General features: G+C 54.9%; 11 protein-coding genes and 5 tRNA genes. 5 read left to right on the forward strand and 11 right to left on the reverse strand.

The genetic code is table 11. The annotated features are described in order from the left end of the window. Positions 1 to 50 precede the first annotated feature (50 nt). Entirely contained in the window at positions 51 to 1097 is a 1047-nt protein-coding gene (locus H3L94_RS03065; RefSeq protein ID WP_182122611.1) for a ChuX/HutX family heme-like substrate-binding protein, read from the forward strand. Between the two features lie 136 nt (positions 1098 to 1233). Here H3L94_RS03065 and carB read toward each other — a convergent pair whose 3' ends face one another. The 10 genes from carB to H3L94_RS03115 form a co-directional block, all read right to left on the reverse strand. Beyond that, on the reverse strand, positions 1234 to 4467 hold the full coding sequence (carB, locus tag H3L94_RS03070; RefSeq protein WP_182122612.1) for a carbamoyl-phosphate synthase large subunit: 3234 nt from the start codon (positions 4465 to 4467) through the stop codon (positions 1234 to 1236). Positions 4468 to 4507: 40 nt separating this feature from the next. After that, entirely contained in the window at positions 4508 to 5401 is an 894-nt protein-coding gene (locus H3L94_RS03075) for a hypothetical protein (RefSeq protein WP_182122613.1), read from the reverse strand. Positions 5402 to 5767: 366 nt separating this feature from the next. After that, positions 5768 to 6295 (reverse strand): REP-associated tyrosine transposase, encoded by a 528-nt coding sequence (locus H3L94_RS03080; RefSeq protein WP_182122614.1) that lies wholly within the window; start codon positions 6293 to 6295, stop codon positions 5768 to 5770. 425 nt (positions 6296 to 6720) lie between these two features. Continuing rightward, the gene (locus H3L94_RS03085) at positions 6721 to 7224 is read right to left on the reverse strand and encodes an isoprenylcysteine carboxyl methyltransferase family protein (RefSeq protein ID WP_182122615.1); all 504 of its coding nucleotides are present in this window, start codon (positions 7222 to 7224) and stop codon (positions 6721 to 6723) included. A gap of 24 nt (positions 7225 to 7248) precedes the next feature. Beyond that, positions 7249 to 7899, reverse strand: coding sequence for a leucine efflux protein LeuE (gene leuE / locus H3L94_RS03090; protein WP_182122616.1), 651 nt, complete (start codon positions 7897 to 7899; stop codon positions 7249 to 7251). 88 nt (positions 7900 to 7987) lie between these two features. Beyond that, positions 7988 to 8077, reverse strand: a tRNA-Leu gene (locus tag H3L94_RS03095). 125 nt (positions 8078 to 8202) lie between these two features. After that, positions 8203 to 8276, reverse strand: a tRNA-Cys gene (locus tag H3L94_RS03100). 37 nt (positions 8277 to 8313) lie between these two features. Then, positions 8314 to 8389, reverse strand: a tRNA-Gly gene (locus tag H3L94_RS03105). 49 nt (positions 8390 to 8438) lie between these two features. Further along, positions 8439 to 8514: transfer RNA gene (locus H3L94_RS03110), tRNA-Gly, on the reverse strand. Between the two features lie 33 nt (positions 8515 to 8547). Then, a tRNA-Gly gene (locus H3L94_RS03115) sits at positions 8548 to 8623 on the reverse strand. A 279-nt stretch (positions 8624 to 8902) separates the two neighbouring features. Between H3L94_RS03115 and gap the strand changes: the two genes are divergently transcribed. Then, the gene (gap, locus tag H3L94_RS03120; RefSeq protein WP_182122617.1) at positions 8903 to 9931 is read left to right on the forward strand and encodes a type I glyceraldehyde-3-phosphate dehydrogenase; all 1029 of its coding nucleotides are present in this window, start codon (positions 8903 to 8905) and stop codon (positions 9929 to 9931) included. 225 nt (positions 9932 to 10156) lie between these two features. Beyond that, a complete protein-coding gene (locus H3L94_RS03125) occupies positions 10157 to 10759 on the forward strand; it encodes an RICIN domain-containing protein (RefSeq protein ID WP_182122618.1) in 603 nt (200 codons plus the stop codon). A 141-nt stretch (positions 10760 to 10900) separates the two neighbouring features. On the opposite strand, the gene hslU is transcribed toward H3L94_RS03125, so the two are convergent. Continuing rightward, the gene (gene hslU, locus H3L94_RS03130) at positions 10901 to 12241 is read right to left on the reverse strand and encodes an ATP-dependent protease ATPase subunit HslU (protein WP_425325925.1); all 1341 of its coding nucleotides are present in this window, start codon (positions 12239 to 12241) and stop codon (positions 10901 to 10903) included. 447 nt (positions 12242 to 12688) lie between these two features. On the opposite strand from hslU, the gene H3L94_RS03135 reads away from it, so the two are divergent. Next, a complete protein-coding gene (locus H3L94_RS03135; RefSeq protein ID WP_244958824.1) occupies positions 12689 to 14785 on the forward strand; it encodes a TonB-dependent siderophore receptor in 2097 nt (698 codons plus the stop codon). Between the two features lie 121 nt (positions 14786 to 14906). Beyond that, complete coding sequence (locus H3L94_RS03140) at positions 14907 to 16682, forward strand: ABC transporter ATP-binding protein/permease (RefSeq protein WP_182122620.1); 1776 nt, start codon at positions 14907 to 14909, stop codon at positions 16680 to 16682. Positions 16683 to 16787 lie beyond the last annotated feature (105 nt).

Here is a 16787-nt window from a genome sequence, read left to right on the forward strand (position 1 = left end):
TATATTTATAATAGTAATTATTCTTTTTTATAAAGTGAAGAAAGGTAATCATGTCTTATTGGCAGCAATACCAAACCGCAAAAGCAGAAAAAAACCGTATGTATTTTCCGCGTGAGGGCGCAGAAGATTTGGGTATCAGCGAGGGCGAATTGATGGCCGATGCACCGAGCGCCACTTATTTGGGCAGCAACATCCGCGACATCATTCTGCAGTTGCACCGCTTGGGGCAGGTGGAATGCATTTTGCGCAACAGCGCGGCGGTGCATGAAAAGCAGGGCGTTTATGAAAATGTCAGCCTCAACGGGCAGTCCGGCATCGCGCTCAATATGGGCGGCATCGATTTGCGCATTTTCGCCAAGCATTGGCACCATGCTTTGGCGGTTGAAGATGACACCCGTACGCCTCCTTCACGTTCCGTTCAGTTTTACGACGAATATGGCATGCCCATGCAAAAAGTATTTATGCGCGACGATCATCAAACCGAAGCGTGGCAGGCGCTTTTAGCGCGATTCGCGACGCCTGGCAAGCCGGAGTTTAAGGTGGCGCAACACACTCCGGTTTCGGTGCCCGAGCCTTTGTCTGAAGAGCAATTGGCTGCTTTTCACCAACGCTGGATGGATTTGAAAGATGTCCACCATTTCGGCGGCATTTTGGAAAGCTTCGGCTTAGACCGCCCATCCGCTTACCAACAAGCCCCGGAGGGCATGGCGGTGCAGGTAAAAACCGCGGTTTGGGAAGAGGCGTTGAACCGCATCCGAGAGGCGGGGCTGCCGGTGATGATTTTTGTCGGCAACCGAGGATTGGTGCAAATTCAGAGCGGTAAGATACATCATGTGGTGCGTGCCCGAGGCTACCTGAATATCTTGGACAGCAAGGAAGAGGGCTTCAACCTTCACCTGCAAGACGATGCCCTGGCCGAAACTTGGGTGGTCCGCCGCTGTATCCGCGACGGTTTGCTGACCTGCATTGAAGGTTTCGACGAGCACCGCAAAACCGTGATTCAGATTTTCAGCCTGCGCCAGGAGGGCCAAGTCGAATCGACGGTTTGGCAGGAAATCACCGACGGTTTGATGCAGCGTTTCCGATTGGAGCAGTAAGCCCTAAGCCGCAAGATGGAAAATTGGTTACGGCAAGTTCCTTGGCCTCAGGCTACCTGAAACCTGGATCGCGATAGCAGCATAAAAAACCGCCTGTCTGATGATGATTCCGGACAGGCGGTTTTATTGCGGATACTTACTTCTTCAACCTTCCGTGCAATTCCTGCACGCTGTACACACCGAGGGCGTTCATGCTTTTCACGCCTTCGCTCATGGCTTCGCCGCCGGCCACGGTGGTGTATTGCGGCACGCGCTGGGTGAGCGAAGTGCGGCGGATGCTGTGGCTGTCGGCCACAGACTGCACGTCGCTGCCTACGGTGTTGACCACTAAGGCGATTTCGCCGTTTTTAATCGCATCCACAATATGCGGGCGGCCTTCCGGCACTTTGTTCACCACTTGCACGGTTACGCCTTGCTCTTGCAGATAAGCGGCGGTGCCGCGGGTGGCGCATACGCCGTAGCCCAGAGCTTGGAAGTTTTTGGCGGTTTTCACGATTAACGGTTTGTCTTCGTCGCGCACGGCGATAAACACTTTTCCGGTGGCAGGCATACGTTCGCCCGCGCCGAGTTGGGCTTTCAGGTAGGCTTCGCCGAAGGTTGCGCCCACGCCCATCACTTCGCCGGTGGAACGCATTTCGGGGCCGAGAATGGTATCCACACCGGGGAATTTAATGAACGGGAACACGGCTTCTTTCACGGCATAGAAATCGGGAACCACTTCTTTTTCTACGCCTTGCTCTTTCAGGCTGATGAGAGCCATCGCGCGCGCGCCCACTTTGGCCAGCGGCACGGAAGTGGCTTTGGAAACAAACGGCACGGTACGCGAAGCGCGCGGGTTCACTTCCAGCACGAACACCACGCCGTCTTGCACGGCAAATTGCACGTTCATCAGGCCGACCACGTTCAGCGCATAAGCCATCGCTTTGGTTTGGCGGCGGATTTCGTCTTGAATCTCTTCGGAAAGCGAGTATGGCGGCAGCGAGCAGCCCGAATCGCCCGAGTGGATACCGGCCTGCTCAACGTGCTGCATGATGCCGCCGATCACCACATCTTTGCCGTCTGAAACGCAATCTACGTCTACTTCGATGGCGTTGTTTAAGAAGAAATCGAGCAGCACGGGGCTGTCTTCGGAAACCTGCACGGCTTCGCGCATGTATTTCTGCAACTGTTCGGCAGAATGCACCACCTGCATGGCGCGGCCGCCCAACACATAAGACGGGCGCACCACCAGCGGATAGCCGATTTCTTCGGCCAGCACCAGCGCTTCTTCTTCGTTGCGCGCGGTGCGGTTGGGTGGTTGGCGCAGGCCGAGGTCGTTGAGCACTTTTTGGAAGCGTTCGCGGTCTTCGGCGGCGTCAATCGAATCGGCAGACGTGCCGATGATGTTCACGCCGTTTTCCACCAAAGCATTGGCCAGTTTCAGCGGAGTTTGGCCGCCGTAATGGACAATCACGCCCCACGGGTTTTCGGTGCGCACGATTTCCAACACGTCTTCCAGCGTGAGCGGCTCGAAGTAGAGGCGGTCGGAAGTGTCGAAGTCGGTGGAAACGGTTTCGGGGTTGCAGTTCACCATAATGGTTTCAAAGCCCGATTCGCGCAGCGCCAGCGCAGCGTGTACGCAGCAATAGTCGAACTCGATACCTTGGCCGATGCGGTTGGGGCCGCCGCCGAGAATCATCACTTTTTTGTTTTCAGACGGCCTTGCTTCGCATTCCTCTTCGTAAGTGGAATAGAGATAAGCCGTGTCGGATTGGAACTCCGCCGCGCAAGTGTCCACGCGCTTGTACACGGGGTGCAGCTTCAAGCCGTAGCGGTGTTCGCGCACTTCTTTTTCCCCTACGGGACTTCCTGCGGGCGCGCCCAAGCTCAACAATTGCGCCAAGCGTTTGTCGGAAAAGCCTTTGCGTTTCAAACGGCGCAGAGTGGCGTAGTCCAAATCGCTGAGGCTACCTGAAGCCACGGCAGCCTCTTCTTGAACAATGTCTTCAATCTGCGCCAAGAACCACGGATCAATCGCGCAAATTTCGTGGATTTCTTCCTTGCTGAAACCGGCGCGGAACGCATCGGCCACATACAGAATGCGCTCGGGGCCGGGGTTGGCCAGCTCGCGGCGGATTTCCGCCTTGTCGGTAGTTTTCGGGTTGAAGCCGCACAAACCGGTTTCCAAACCGCGCAGGGCTTTCTGCATCGATTCCTGAATCGTGCGGCCCATCGCCATCACTTCGCCCACCGATTTCATTTGCGTGGTCAGGCGGTCGTCGGCAGCCGGGAATTTCTCAAACGCAAAACGCGGGATTTTCGTTACCACATAGTCAATCGAAGGCTCGAAAGACGCAGGCGTGCGGCCGCCGGTGATGTCGTTGCGTAGTTCGTCCAAAGTGAAGCCCACCGCCAGTTTCGCCGCCACTTTCGCAATCGGGAAGCCGGTAGCTTTGGAAGCCAGCGCCGAAGAACGGCTCACGCGCGGGTTCATCTCAATCACAATCATCTCGCCGTTTTCAGGGTTGATGGCAAACTGAACGTTCGAGCCGCCCGTGTCCACGCCGATTTCGCGCAGCACCGCCAGCGAAGCATTGCGCATGATTTGGTATTCTTTGTCGGTGAGCGTTTGCGCGGGCGCAACCGTAATCGAGTCGCCGGTATGCACGCCCATCGGGTCGAAGTTTTCAATCGAACAGATGATGATGCAGTTGTCGTTTTTATCGCGCACCACCTCCATTTCATACTCTTTCCAGCCCAGCACCGATTGCTCAATCAGCAATTCATGTGTGGGCGAGGCATCGAAACCGCGTTCGCAAATCGCCAAAAACTCGTCTTTATTGTAGGCAATGCCGCCGCCCGAACCGCCCATGGTAAACGACGGGCGGATCAGCGTAGGAAAGCCCACCTGCTCTTGCGCCGCCAGCGCCTCGTTCATGGTGTGGCACACAAAAGATTTCGGGCAAGAGAGGCCGATTTTTTCCATCGCCTCTTTAAAGCGGCCGCGGTCTTCCGCCTTATCGATCGCGTCTTCCGTTGCGCCGATTAACTCAACGTTATACTTCGCCAACACCCCGTTGCGCGCCAAATCCAGCGCACAGTTCAGCGCCGTTTGGCCGCCCATGGTCGGCAACACCGCATCGGGTCGCTCCTTGGCGATAATCTTCTCAACGGTCTGCCACATAATCGGCTCGATATAGGTAACATCGGCCATATCCGGGTCGGTCATAATCGTGGCCGGGTTGGAATTCACCAGAATCACTTTATAACCTTCCTCGCGCAGCGCCTTACACGCTTGCGCGCCGGAATAGTCGAACTCGCAGGCCTGGCCGATAACAATGGGGCCGGCGCCGATGATTAAAATGGATTTTAGGTCGGTACGTTTGGGCATGGTGTTTACTCTTTAAAATATTAAAAAAGCATTAGGAAAATTACTTTGTTTCTAAATTTATTGAGTCTGCTCCTGAACTCTTTTGAGTTGACTCCTGAATTTCTTGCTTTATTTCTGAATTTTTTGATTCAGCTTTATAAATAAGGGTTGTATTCTGGGTATTAATTATTACCACATTTTCAGCAAATTTTTTTCCGTTACACATCGGATAAACATAATAAAATTCTTTTGTTTTTAATAAAAGAAAACCTTCAAGCACTCGCTTGTCATCTGTTCTAACTGTTACATCAAATCCACCTAATTTCATTCGCTGCAAAGTATGTTCAGTAAATTTATCCAGTTTAAGGCTTGGCATCAGAATTAGTAATATTAAAATGACTGCAGATATGAAAGATAGCTTTTGTATTTTTTGCTTAGGAAGCCTTCTATTTTTTTTAAACTCCTCTAAAACTTCCTTTACTTTCTTTACTTTCAAAAATGTTCCCCAACCATAAAAGATAGCTGATAATATAAAAAGGATAGTAGGTAGGACTAAACTTGTATTTTTACATATTTCCCAAATGATGATAATCAAATAAATTATTATAAAAAGATATCCAGCTATTTTTATTAGCTTTTCTTTAGCAGAAGCCAAAACGATTGGTAGCACGAAAGTCACAACTATATTTATGATTAAAAAATCCAACCCAATATAATTATAAAGGTAGTCATACTCCAACACTTCCGGGGCTAAAAAATTATTTTTTCTCATGTATTGCCAAATTGCAATAGCTGGAAAATTTAAAAAAACTGTTACAAAAAATAAATTACTTAGCCAATTCGTAACTATAGCTTCTATATGTTTTGAGAATTCTTTATCGTCTTTATCTCCAAACTTATATTGTATAAATGCCCAAATAGTGGAACATAAAATATAAAATATTGTTAATAACATTTAAATTCCTTTTCGGCATAGCAAGCGTAGCCTGCGTGTAGGGTGTGTGGCGCAAGCCACGCACGCGTTGTTATTTCTTCTGCAAAGCCCCAACCGCCGCGTGCGTGCCGTTGGCACACACCCTGCAAGGCCGTCTGAAAAACTTTGCCGCTGTTTCCGAAACCATACCAACACAAACAAGCGTAACAAACGTAGGCTGGGCTTTAGCAATCGTAGGTTGGGTTGGAGCGAAGCGCAAACCCAACATGAACACCGCCCGAATGTTTCCAAAAATGTTGGGTTACGGCCTGCGGCCTAACCCAACCTACGGTATTTTTATCCAACGGTTTTTGTCGGGTTTATCAACCGAACCTACATCAAATCCAATCACTCTCCGAAATCACCCTCTGCTTCTATGCCGCTCCCCACCCAATCCGCGGGCAAAATGCCTCTTTGCACATAACGGTGAAACGATGAATACGGCCAATCGGCTACCCGCGTTACATATCCGTGCTTCACCGGGTTGAAATGAATGTAATCAATATGGGCATTCAAATCCCGCTCGTCGCGGATTTGGTGTTCCCAATAACGCCGTTGCCAAATCCCGCGTTCGTTTTTGCGTCTGCGGGCGGCGGATATGGCTTCCGTTTTGGGCAAGGCTCGGGAAAATCCGGCTTTAATCATGCGCAGGCGCATGGGGTAATCGCTGTTGTTTTCAGGTAGCCTGATTAATAAATGCAGATGCTCGGGCAAGACGCACACGGCAATCATTTCAAACGGGTGCTTTTGCTTTACCACTTTTACGGCCTGCCGCAGCTTGTTGATATGCCGCACCAGCCAATCTTGCTGGCGGTCTTGTAGGACGAGGGTGAAAAAATAGCACCCACCCGGTGTGAAGCTGCGGCGATATTGCATGGCTGCCTCCCTGTTGTGGTAAGCGTTGCGTAGGCAAACGTAGCCTAAATGTTGGGTTACGGCCTGCGGCCTAACCCAACCTACCGGCTGTTCAGGCTACCTGAAAGCAGGTTGTAGTAAATGTAGCTTGGGTTGAAGCGCAGCGTAAACCCAATATGGCCATGCTTGATTATTTTGACTTATGTTGGGTTATGGTCTTTGGCCTAACTCAAGCTATTGGCTGCGGAGGTAAGGGCTTATTTTTACAAAAAGGCCGTCTGATTGTCAGACAGCCTTTTTCTGTGTCGCTTTCCCTGCCTGAATGTGTTTGCCGGCCGGGCGGGATTATACGGTATTTCAGGCGCTCTGCGGCGGGGAAATGCGGGGTTGGGCTACCTGAAAGACGGCGGGCGGCTTGAAAACAGGCCGTTCAGGTAGCCTGTAACTTACCACAGATGACGCATGGCTTCTTGCTCTTGGCGGATGCGGACGGCGAGAATCACCAAATAAACGGGCAGGCCGATGGCCATGGTGGTCCAGGCGTGGCAGAGCAGGCCGATGCCGATGAGCTCGGGGATGACGTTGAGGAAATAATTGGGGTGGCGCACATGGCGGAAGAGCCAGGAGCGGTTGAGGGTGTGTTGGGGGTGGATGTAGATTTTCAGCGTCCAGATCTTGCCGAGCGCGTGGATCACGTAAAACAGCATGGCGAGGGCGAAGGTGGTCAGGGCGGCGCCGGCGGTGGAGACGGCATCAAAGGATGTGCCGCGGAGATGGGATTCGGCCAGGGCGGCGAAGTAGTAGGCAATGTGGGCGGCGGCCAACAGCTTGGAATTTTTTTCACCAAACTGCTTGGCGCCTTCGGCAATCAGGCGCTTTTCGTTGCGGATGGAAATGGAGAGGGAGACGAGGCGGATGGCGAAAAAGAGGAAAAACAGGGTGGTAATCATGCTGGCTGGGTTTCGGTGAAGGGGTTAAACGGTGGCCAACCACATCTTCACGGCGAAACCGGCAAACATCAGCCCGACCATGCCCATGGCGCAGGCGGAAAGCCGCTGGTAGCGGAGGAACAGCCGTGTCATTTTGTGTCCGGTAAACACCAGCAGATTGAGATAGAGGAAGCTGGTGGTCTGCAAAATCACCGCCAGCACCAGGAAGGAGAGAGCGGGGTGTGGATAGGCGGGATCGACAAATTGGACGAAAAACGACAGAAAAAACAATATGGCCTTGGGGTTGGTGAGGCTCAAGAGCAGGGCGCGTTTGAAAATGTGGCGGGCCGGCTGGACAGGGCTGTTTTCAGCGGCCTGCACACTAGACGGGGCGAGCCGCCATTTTCTGACAGCGCCGCGCAATAAATTGAAGCCGATATAGGCCAGATAGAGGCCGCCCACCAGTTTGAGGCCGTCAAACAGGGCAGGATAGAGCTTGAGCAGGGTGCCGGCGCCGAGAATGGTGGCCAGCGTCAGCAGGGTGTCGCCGAAGATGATGCCGGCGATGGCGCGGTAAGCGGCTTTCACGCCGTGCTGGGCGGCGATGGAGAGGCAGAACAGGGAGTTGGGGCCGGGCAGGATGATGACGGCGACGGTGCCGATGATGTAGGTGGTGAGGTGGACGGTGCCGAACATGGGGGCTTGCTTTCAGGTAGCCTGCGGCGGATGGGCTGCGGGCGGCAGGCAAAAAAATAACCGCTGCAAGGCGGTGTGTGGGTGGTTGTGGTGCCCGAGACCGGAATCGAACCGGTACGCCCGTATTAGGGGCGACGGATTTTAAGTCCGTTGTGTCTACCAATTTCACCACTCGGGCCATGTACCGAATGAGCCGGTACACAGGGAACTGGAGGCGGGGGCGCGGATTTTAACCGGCCTATGCGGAGGTTGCACCCCCCGCAGCATAAACACTCTGCCACCCCGCCGTGAAGCTGGAGAGATTGGAGGCGGAAGTCGGAATCGAACCGGCGTACACGGCTTTGCAGGCCGCTGCATAACCACTCTGCCATTCCGCCAAAGGGTGCGTTTTAGAAAGGAAAAACGGCTGAAACTTGGAGCGGGAAACGAGTCTCGAACTCGCGACCTCAACCTTGGCAAGGTTGCGCTCTACCAACTGAGCTATTCCCGCAGGGTGGATTTATCTGCATTCCGGCAAGGCTGCCGCTTGTGAAGGCGGGTGGAGCGGGAAACGAGTCTCGAACTCGCGACCTCAACCTTGGCAAGGTTGCGCTCTACCAACTGAGCTATTCCCGCATACCGGAAACTGAAGCAGACAAAACGATAAACTGGAGCGGGAAACGAGTCTCGAACTCGCGACCTCAACCTTGGCAAGGTTGCGCTCTACCAACTGAGCTATTCCCGCATCGGGTGTTTTCCGGCGTGGCCGTACTCACGAAAGGACGCCATTATAGGGCGATTGGCGGCGCAGTCAAGCTGCGGGCCGGGGAAATTTTTTTGGTGTCTGTTATTTATTGGAATTTTCTTGTTTGCGGCGAGCTGTTGCGGTGGTGCAAGCCGGGTTTCAGGTAGCCTGATGGCGGCCTGTGGCCGGCGTTTGTCTGTAATTTCTACTTTAGTGCCGCTATAATGCGGCATTTGTTCCTTCCCCATCCCAAATTTTCCCATCAGAAAGGTGAAATACATGAGCCTGAAAATCGCCATCAACGGTTACGGCCGCATCGGCCGCCAAGTTTTGCGCGCCATTTACGAATACAATCTGCGCGACCAATTCGAAATCGTGGCGGTGAACGCCAGCGGCGGCCTGGAAACCAATGCCCACCTGACCAAATTCGACACCGTGCACGGCCGCTTTGCCGCCGATGTGCGCCACGACGACACCCATTTGATTGTGAACGGCGACCGCATTCCCTTCTTCTCCACCCGCAATCCGGCCGAACTGCCGTGGCGCGATTTGGGTGTGGATTTGGTCATGGAATGCACCGGCGCATTCACCAGCAAAGAAAAATGCCAGGCCCACTTGGATGCCGGCGCCAAAAAAGTGCTGATTTCCGCGCCCGGCGGCGACGATGTGGACGCTACCGTGGTGTACGGCGTCAACCACGATGTGCTCACTGCCGACATGACTGTGGTCTCCAACGCTTCCTGCACCACCAACTGCTTGGCGCCGGTGGCCAAAGCGCTGCACGACGGCTTGGGCGTGGTCAAAGGCCTGATGACCACCATCCATGCCTTCACCAACGACCAAGTGCTCACCGATGTGCGCCACAAAGACCTGCGCCGCGCCCGCAGTGCGGTGGACAATATGATCCCCACCAAAACCGGCGCCGCCAAAGCCGTGGGCTTGGTGTTGCCCGAGTTGAAAGGCAAGCTCGACGGTTTTGCCGTGCGCGTGCCCACCATCAATGTGTCGCTGGTGGACCTCACTTTTGAAGCCGCGCGCGAAACCAGCGTGGAAGAAGTGAACGCCATTGTGAAAGCCGCCAGCGAAGGCGCGATGAAAAACATCTTGGGCTACAATACCCTGCCTTTGGTGTCTTCCGACTTCAACCACAGCACCGAAGCCTCTACCTTCGACAGCACGCTGACCAAGGTTTCCAACGGCAATATGGTGAAAGTGCTGGCTTGGTACGACAATGAATGGGGCTTCAGCTGCCAGATGCTGAACACCGCCCGCGCCATGTTCGGCATGGACGTGCGTCCGCTGGTGTAAACCGTTGATGAGAATGGAAAGCCGCGCCGATGGGTGCGGCTTTTTGCTTTTCAGGTAGCCTAGGCCGTGTCGTCAGCAAGCGTTGCAGTGGTATTTCATGATGACGAGACGCCGAATGTGTTCTCAGGCTACCTGAAAACATCAGATGCCGATGCGGTATCGGCGTCATCTTAAAATCAAAGCTGTTACAATCGGCACTTTTCAAAACCGAAATGGGTGAAGGGCATGAAAGTTTTATCTTGTTCTGTATTGCTGTCGTGCGTATTACCGCTTGCCTTGCCGTTGGTGGCCTGTGCCCAACAGTCGGCCAGCGCACCGGCTGCCCAGTTTGCGCCGCCGCCGCTTAACAAAGCGGGGCAGCTGCGTCTGGCGGACAACCTCGACCGTGAGGACGGCTATTGCCTGGATATTTTAGGATCGGGGGAATACATCCGTTTCGATATGCCGATGACGGTGCATAATTGCAAACCAGGCCTGTATGCGGACGAAGCGGTGGAGTGGCAGGCAGACGGGAAAATCCGCTTTCCTGCCTACAACGCTTGTGCCACTGCCGCCGGGGTCAATCAAAGCGTGTTGGCCGGGGCGGCGGTAATGCCCAGGGCGTGTGATGAGCGCAGTCCGTTTTTGGAAAGCCAATATTTGCAGCATTTCCGCTATCGCGATGACGGGCGCATTGAGCTGGCCGGTTCCGGATTGTGCCTGACGGCGGGAGCGGATTCGGCGGCCACGTTTGACGCCACGCACCGCTGGCGCACCCTGTCTATGCAAGCGTGCGAAACCGCCCCTTTGGCTCAGTCGCAGTGGTATTTTCACGAAGTCAAAGAGTAGTGTGGCCCGGGGCGTACCGTCACGGTTTGCTGGCGATACGGCCGCAGCGAGAACGCCCAATCGGCCGGTCAGCAAAAAAGCCTCCCGCTGTGTTGCAGCGGGAGGCTTTTTTGCCGGTATCGTGTGGCAGTACCTATTGCATTACAGCACGTAGCGGGCCAAGTCTTCCTGTTCGGCCACTTCTTCCAGACGTTCGTTTACATAAGCGGTGTCCACTAAGGTTTGGCCGGCCGGGGTTTGGAACGACACGTCTTCCAGCAGTTTTTCCAACACCGTGTGCAGGCGGCGGGCGCCAATGTTTTCGGTTTTTTCGTTCACGTGGAAGGCGATTTCCGCCAAGCGGGTAATGCCGTCGTCGGCAAACAGCAAATCCACGCCGTCGGTGGCCAGCAGCGCTTGGTATTGCTTGGTGAGGCAGGCGTCGGTGCGGGTGAGGATGGCTTTGAAGTCATCTACGGTGAGGCTTTCTAACTCTACGCGGATGGGGAAACGGCCCTGCAGCTCGGGAATCAGGTCGCTGGGTTTGCTCAGGTGGAAAGCACCGGAGGCGATGAACAGGATGTGGTCGGTTTTCACCATGCCGTATTTGGTTTGCACGGTGGTGCCTTCCACCAGCGGCAGCAGGTCGCGCTGCACGCCCTGGCGCGACACGTCGCCGCCGTGGCGGCTGCTGTCGGTGGCGATTTTGTCGATTTCGTCGAGGAAAACGATGCCGTGCTGTTCTACCGCGCGCACGGCCTGTTCGCGCAAATCTTCTTCGTTCACCAGCTTGGCCGCCTCTTCGTCCAAGAGCAGTTTCATGGCGGCGGCCACTTTCATTTTCTGCTTTTTGGTGCGGCCCTGCTGCATTTTGCTGAACATTTCCTGCAGCTGGCTGCTGAATTCTTCCATGCCGGGCGGCCCCATCACCTGCATGCCGCCGGCGGGGGTGTGGGCGAGGTCGATGTCGATTTCCTTGTCGTCCAATTCGCCGCGGCGCAGCATGTCGCGGAATTTCTTGCGGGTGTTGCTTTCCGGCTGCGGCTCGGAGGTTTCACCGGCAAAACCGGTTTGGCGCGGCGGCGGCAGCAGAGCGTCGAGAACGCGGTTCTCGGCGGCGTCTTGCGCGCGGTCGCGGTTTTTCTGCACCGCCTGTTCGCGCAGGTTTTTGAGGGCGATTTCCATCAGGTCGCGCACGATGCTGTCCACGTCGCGGCCCACATAGCCCACTTCGGTGAATTTGGTGGCTTCGATTTTGATAAACGGTGCGTTGGCCAAGCGGGCGAGGCGGCGGGCAATCTCGGTTTTGCCCACGCCGGTGGGGCCGATCATCAGAATGTTTTTCGGCACGATTTCGCTGCGCAGCGGCTCGGCCACTTGGGAGCGGCGGTAGCGGTTGCGCAGGGCCACGGCCACGGCTTTTTTGGCTTGGTTTTGGCCGATAATGTGTTTGTCGAGTTCGTGAACGATTTCTTGCGGGGTCATCATGGCGGTGCTGCTCATGGGGGAATCCTTTGGGCTGACAATGAATCGGCAAATGGCGGCGGGCAGGGGAAAATCAAGGGCGGAGGGCTACCTGAAAGCGGGAGGCGGGCTTTCAGGTAGCCTTTGCTTTCTTTTCAGAAGCGGATCACAAATGGAAGGCTGGTCGGTTGCTGTATGATTTTATTTATCATTTAAAAACAATGTTCTGTTTTTTTATGAAGGGTTATCTGTAAGAACGGCTTGGTGGTAAGAAAAATTTTGCGTACAATTTTTAATTGAATAAGATTAATAATAAATTTTATTTTTAAATTGCTTGGTGTTTTACTGATTTATTTTCGGACCCTTTAAAATATGACACGCACTATCCGTTTTGAAGCTAAATTGTTAGCGTTCGCCTTGGCAGCCGTCGGTAGCCCGGGCTTTGTTTTTGCGCAAAGCACTGAGGCAGAAACTGCCGCTACTGAGTTGGATAATATAGAAGTTACGGCCAAATACCGCTATGCCAACGGCTATCAGCCGGTGGCCGCCGATGTAGTGGGCAGCGGCAATATTCCTTTAAGCGACATTCCGCGCAGCGTAAACGTGGTAACGGCGGCGGTATTGGAAGACCGCCGCCCCGGCTCTTTGGACGAGGCGTTGCAAACTGTCAGCGGTGTGCGGCAGGCCAATACGCTGGCGGGTACGCTGGACGCGGTAGTGAAGCGCGGCTTTGGCGACAACCGTGATAATTCGATTTTGCGCAACGGTATGCAGATGTCGCAAACCCATCTGTTTTCACCTACTGCAGAGCGGGTGGAGGTGTTGAAAGGGCCGGCTTCCGTTTTGTACGGAGTGCAGGATCCGGGCGGGGTGGTGAATGTGGTGACCAAACAGCCGCAGTTCAAACCTGCGTATGCATTCAGCACTGAGATTGGCAACCACACCAGCCGCCAATTCGGTTTGGATGTAACCGGTCCCATCGGGGACACCGGTTTGGCTTACCGCCTGATTGCTGACTACCGCCAAAGTGATTATTGGCGCAATTTCGGCGAAAAAAGGCAAACCACGCTGGCACCTTCGCTGAAATGGGTGGGCGACGGCACCACCTTAAGCGCTTCTTACGAATATCTGGATTACACCGTTCCGTTTGATCGCGGCACGTTTATTGACAGCACGCCCGGCAGTGCCAACTATGGCAAGCCGCTGAATATCCCGGCCGAGCGCCGTTTAGACGAACCTTTCAGCGAGCAGCAGGGCAAAAATCATCTGTTTCAGTTTACCGCTGACCATTATTTCAACGACAACTGGAAAATGCGTTTCAACTACGGTTTGACCTACCATACTTATGATGATTGGAAGGCTCGCATTGCCAATACCGCTGCCGGTATCAATACCGTAACTGGGCGTGTATTGCGCCGTATCGATGGCACGCAGGACGCCCGTTTGCGCGTGCACAATCTTTCTTTGGGCTTGAACGGCAATGTGCAGTGGGGCAGTGTGCGCCATAAGTTGTCTTTCGGCATCGAAGCTATGCACAACGACCGTTTGCTGGGGCAGATTTACCAAGGTAATGCTGCAGGCAACAACCGCCCCATCAATATGTATGATCCGGTATACGGCAGCATCACACCGCAGCCGGGCGTGAACACCATAGACGGGCAGGGCAACAACACCCGTCAAACCGAGGAATTGAAAACAGCTTCACTGTATGTAAATGATGCGGCTTATTTCGGAGAGAAATGGATTGTATCGGGCGGCCTGCGTTTGGATTATTACGACCAGTATGCCGGCCGTGCCAACCGTGCCGGCGTGTTTAAAGCCAATACCGACAACCACGGTTGGAATCTGTCGCCGCAAATCGGCGCGGTATACCGCATCAGCCCGCAATGGTCGACTTATGCCAGCTATGCAACTTCTTTCCGTCCGCAAGTGTCGATAGGCTCCGAAATTCCTGGAGATGCAAAACCTGAGCGCGGCCGCGCGTTTGAGGTGGGCGCCAAATATGCGGGAGACGGTTTGTCGGCAGCTGTGGCGGCTTTCCATATTCTGAAAGAAAACGTGCGTTATACCACCACTGTGGGCGGAGAAACCGAAGTCCGTTTCGCGGGCAAAGCCCGTTCCTACGGTTTGGAAGCCGAAATCGGCGGCCAGATTACCGACCGCCTTGGGGTAAACGCCAATTACGCCTACACGCATACCCGGGCATTGGAAGCGGAGCCTGGTGTGGAGGGCTTGCCGTTGAACAATACCCCGCGCAACCAGTTCGGCCTGTATCTCACTTACGATTTCGGCCGCTTGGCCGGTGGCAATCTGCGCGGTGGTTTGGGCGGCAAGTTTAACGGTAGCTGGTACATTGGCAATACGCAGGGCGGTTTGTGGAAAATTCCGTCGGCAGCTACCGCAGACGCTTTCCTTTCTTACGATACCCAATTGGGTGGCAGCCGGTTGAACCTGCGCCTCAACGGCAAAAATCTGACCAACCGACTGTACTACACCTCTACCGTCGGTTCCTCGGCGCATTTCCCCATGATTGCCATCGGTAATCCGCGTGAAATCAGCCTGTCTGCCAAACTGGAGTTTTAAGTTCAATCAAGATCAGGGCTACCTGAAAGCCGCCGGCATGACCGTGCGGGCTTTCAGGTAGCCTTTTACGGTTTTGCCTGCCGCTATAGGCAGACCGCCATTTGCCCGCACGGGTGGAAAAATGAATCAGGAAAAATGGAAAATCGAGCTGGAAAGTACACCATGGTGGCTGCTGGAAAGCTTTGCCGGCGTGCTGCTGTTTTGTCTGCTGGCGGCCCTGCTGCTCGGCCGCACCGGCTTCGGCAGGCAGTTTGTCCGTATCGTGCGCCCCTGCCTGCAGAGATCGGCCGCGGCCAAAACGGCGGCGCTGTTGCTGCTGCTCTTGCTGATGGTGTTGGTGGAAGTGCGCATCAGCGTGCTGAACACCTTTTTTTACAACGGTCTGTACAGTTCGCTGCAAGATAAGGCGGTGGAGGCGTTTTGGTTTTTCGCCCTCATCAATGCGGCGTTGATGGCGGTGAAAATCCTGCACACCGTACTCAACGATTTTTTGGAGCAGGTGTTTGTGATCCGATGGCTGGAGCGACTCAACCGGGTGCTGATCGACAATTGGCTGGCGCACAAAAACTATTACCGCCTGCACATGCGGCGCCATGCGCCCGACAACATCGACCAGCGCATCCAGCAGGATGCGCAGGATTTTATCGTAACTACAGTGGAGATGGTACGCGGCCTCATCAATGCGGTGGTGTCGGTGGTGGAATTCACCGTGATTCTGTGGGGGCTCTCGGGCGTGTTTACGCTGTTGGGGGTGGACATTCCGCGTGGGATGGTGATGTTTATCTACCTGTTTATTTTGGGCGCCACGCTGGCGTCGGTGTGGATCGGCCGGCCGCTGGTGGGCCTGAACTTTCAAAACGAGCGCTTGAACGGCGATTACCGCTATGCCTTGGTCCGCGTGCGCGCCCATGCCGAGAGCATCGCCTTTTACGGCGGCGAGGCGGCCGAACGGGACAATCTGCGCCGCCATTTTGCCCGCATCATTCGCAACCGCTGGCGGATTGTCTACCGCAGTCTGGGCCTGAACGGTTTCAATACCGGCATCACCCAAATTTCCAACCTGCTGCCGCTGATGCTGCAGGCGCCGCGCTTTTTTGCTGGCGAAGTGAAAATCGGCGATATGCACCAAACCGTGCAGGCGTTCAACCGCCTGCAACGCGCCCTCTCGTTTTTCCGCAACACCTACGAAGCTTTTACCGCCTACCAAGCGCGGGTGGAGCGTTTAGCCGGCTTTTTGAGCCACACTGCCCATTCGGCCCCTGTGCGCTTGCCCCAAACCGAAACCGCCCGCGGCGTATTGTCGGCCGAAGGGTTGACGCTGTACCGCAGCGACGGCGGCATTTTACTGGCCAACATCGGTTTTCAGGTAGCCGACGGCGATGCACTGCTGATCCAAGGGCCTTCCGGCTGCGGTAAAACCTCCCTGCTGCGGGCGCTGGCCGGTTTGTGGCCCTTCGGCAGCAGCGGCCGCATCCGTAGCCCGGCGCACGGCCAGACGCTGTTTGTGCCGCAGCACCCCTATATGCCGCAAGGCACATTGCGGCAGGCGCTGTGTTATCCCGATTTGCGGCCGGATGATGCCGCCCTGTACCGGGCGATGGACGGCTGCCGCTTAGGCTACCTGAAAAGCTGTTTGGATCGCGAAGACGACTGGCAGCACAAGCTCTCGCCCGGCGAATTGCAGCGGGCGGCCTTTGTGCGCATCGTATTGGGCAGGCCGCAACTGGTGCTGCTGGACGAAGCCACTTCGGCTTTGGACGAAGAAACCGAAGCCGCCCTTTACCGGTTGATCCGCACGGAATTGGCCGGCAGCATGATTGTGAGCATCGGTCACCGCAGCAGCCTGAACGCCTTTCACAACAAAGTGGTGCGCATCGGCGAGGCGGCCTGCGCCTGACGGCTTTCAGGCGGCCTCAAAGACCGGTGGCAAAAAGCGGCAGCAGCGTACCTACAGAAAAACCGACACGGTTGCCGCCGAGGCCGGCACGGTGTCGGTTTTTCT

The organism is Neisseria shayeganii, assembly GCF_014054965.1.
Taxonomy (GTDB): Bacteria; Pseudomonadota; Gammaproteobacteria; order Burkholderiales; family Neisseriaceae; genus Eikenella; species Eikenella shayeganii.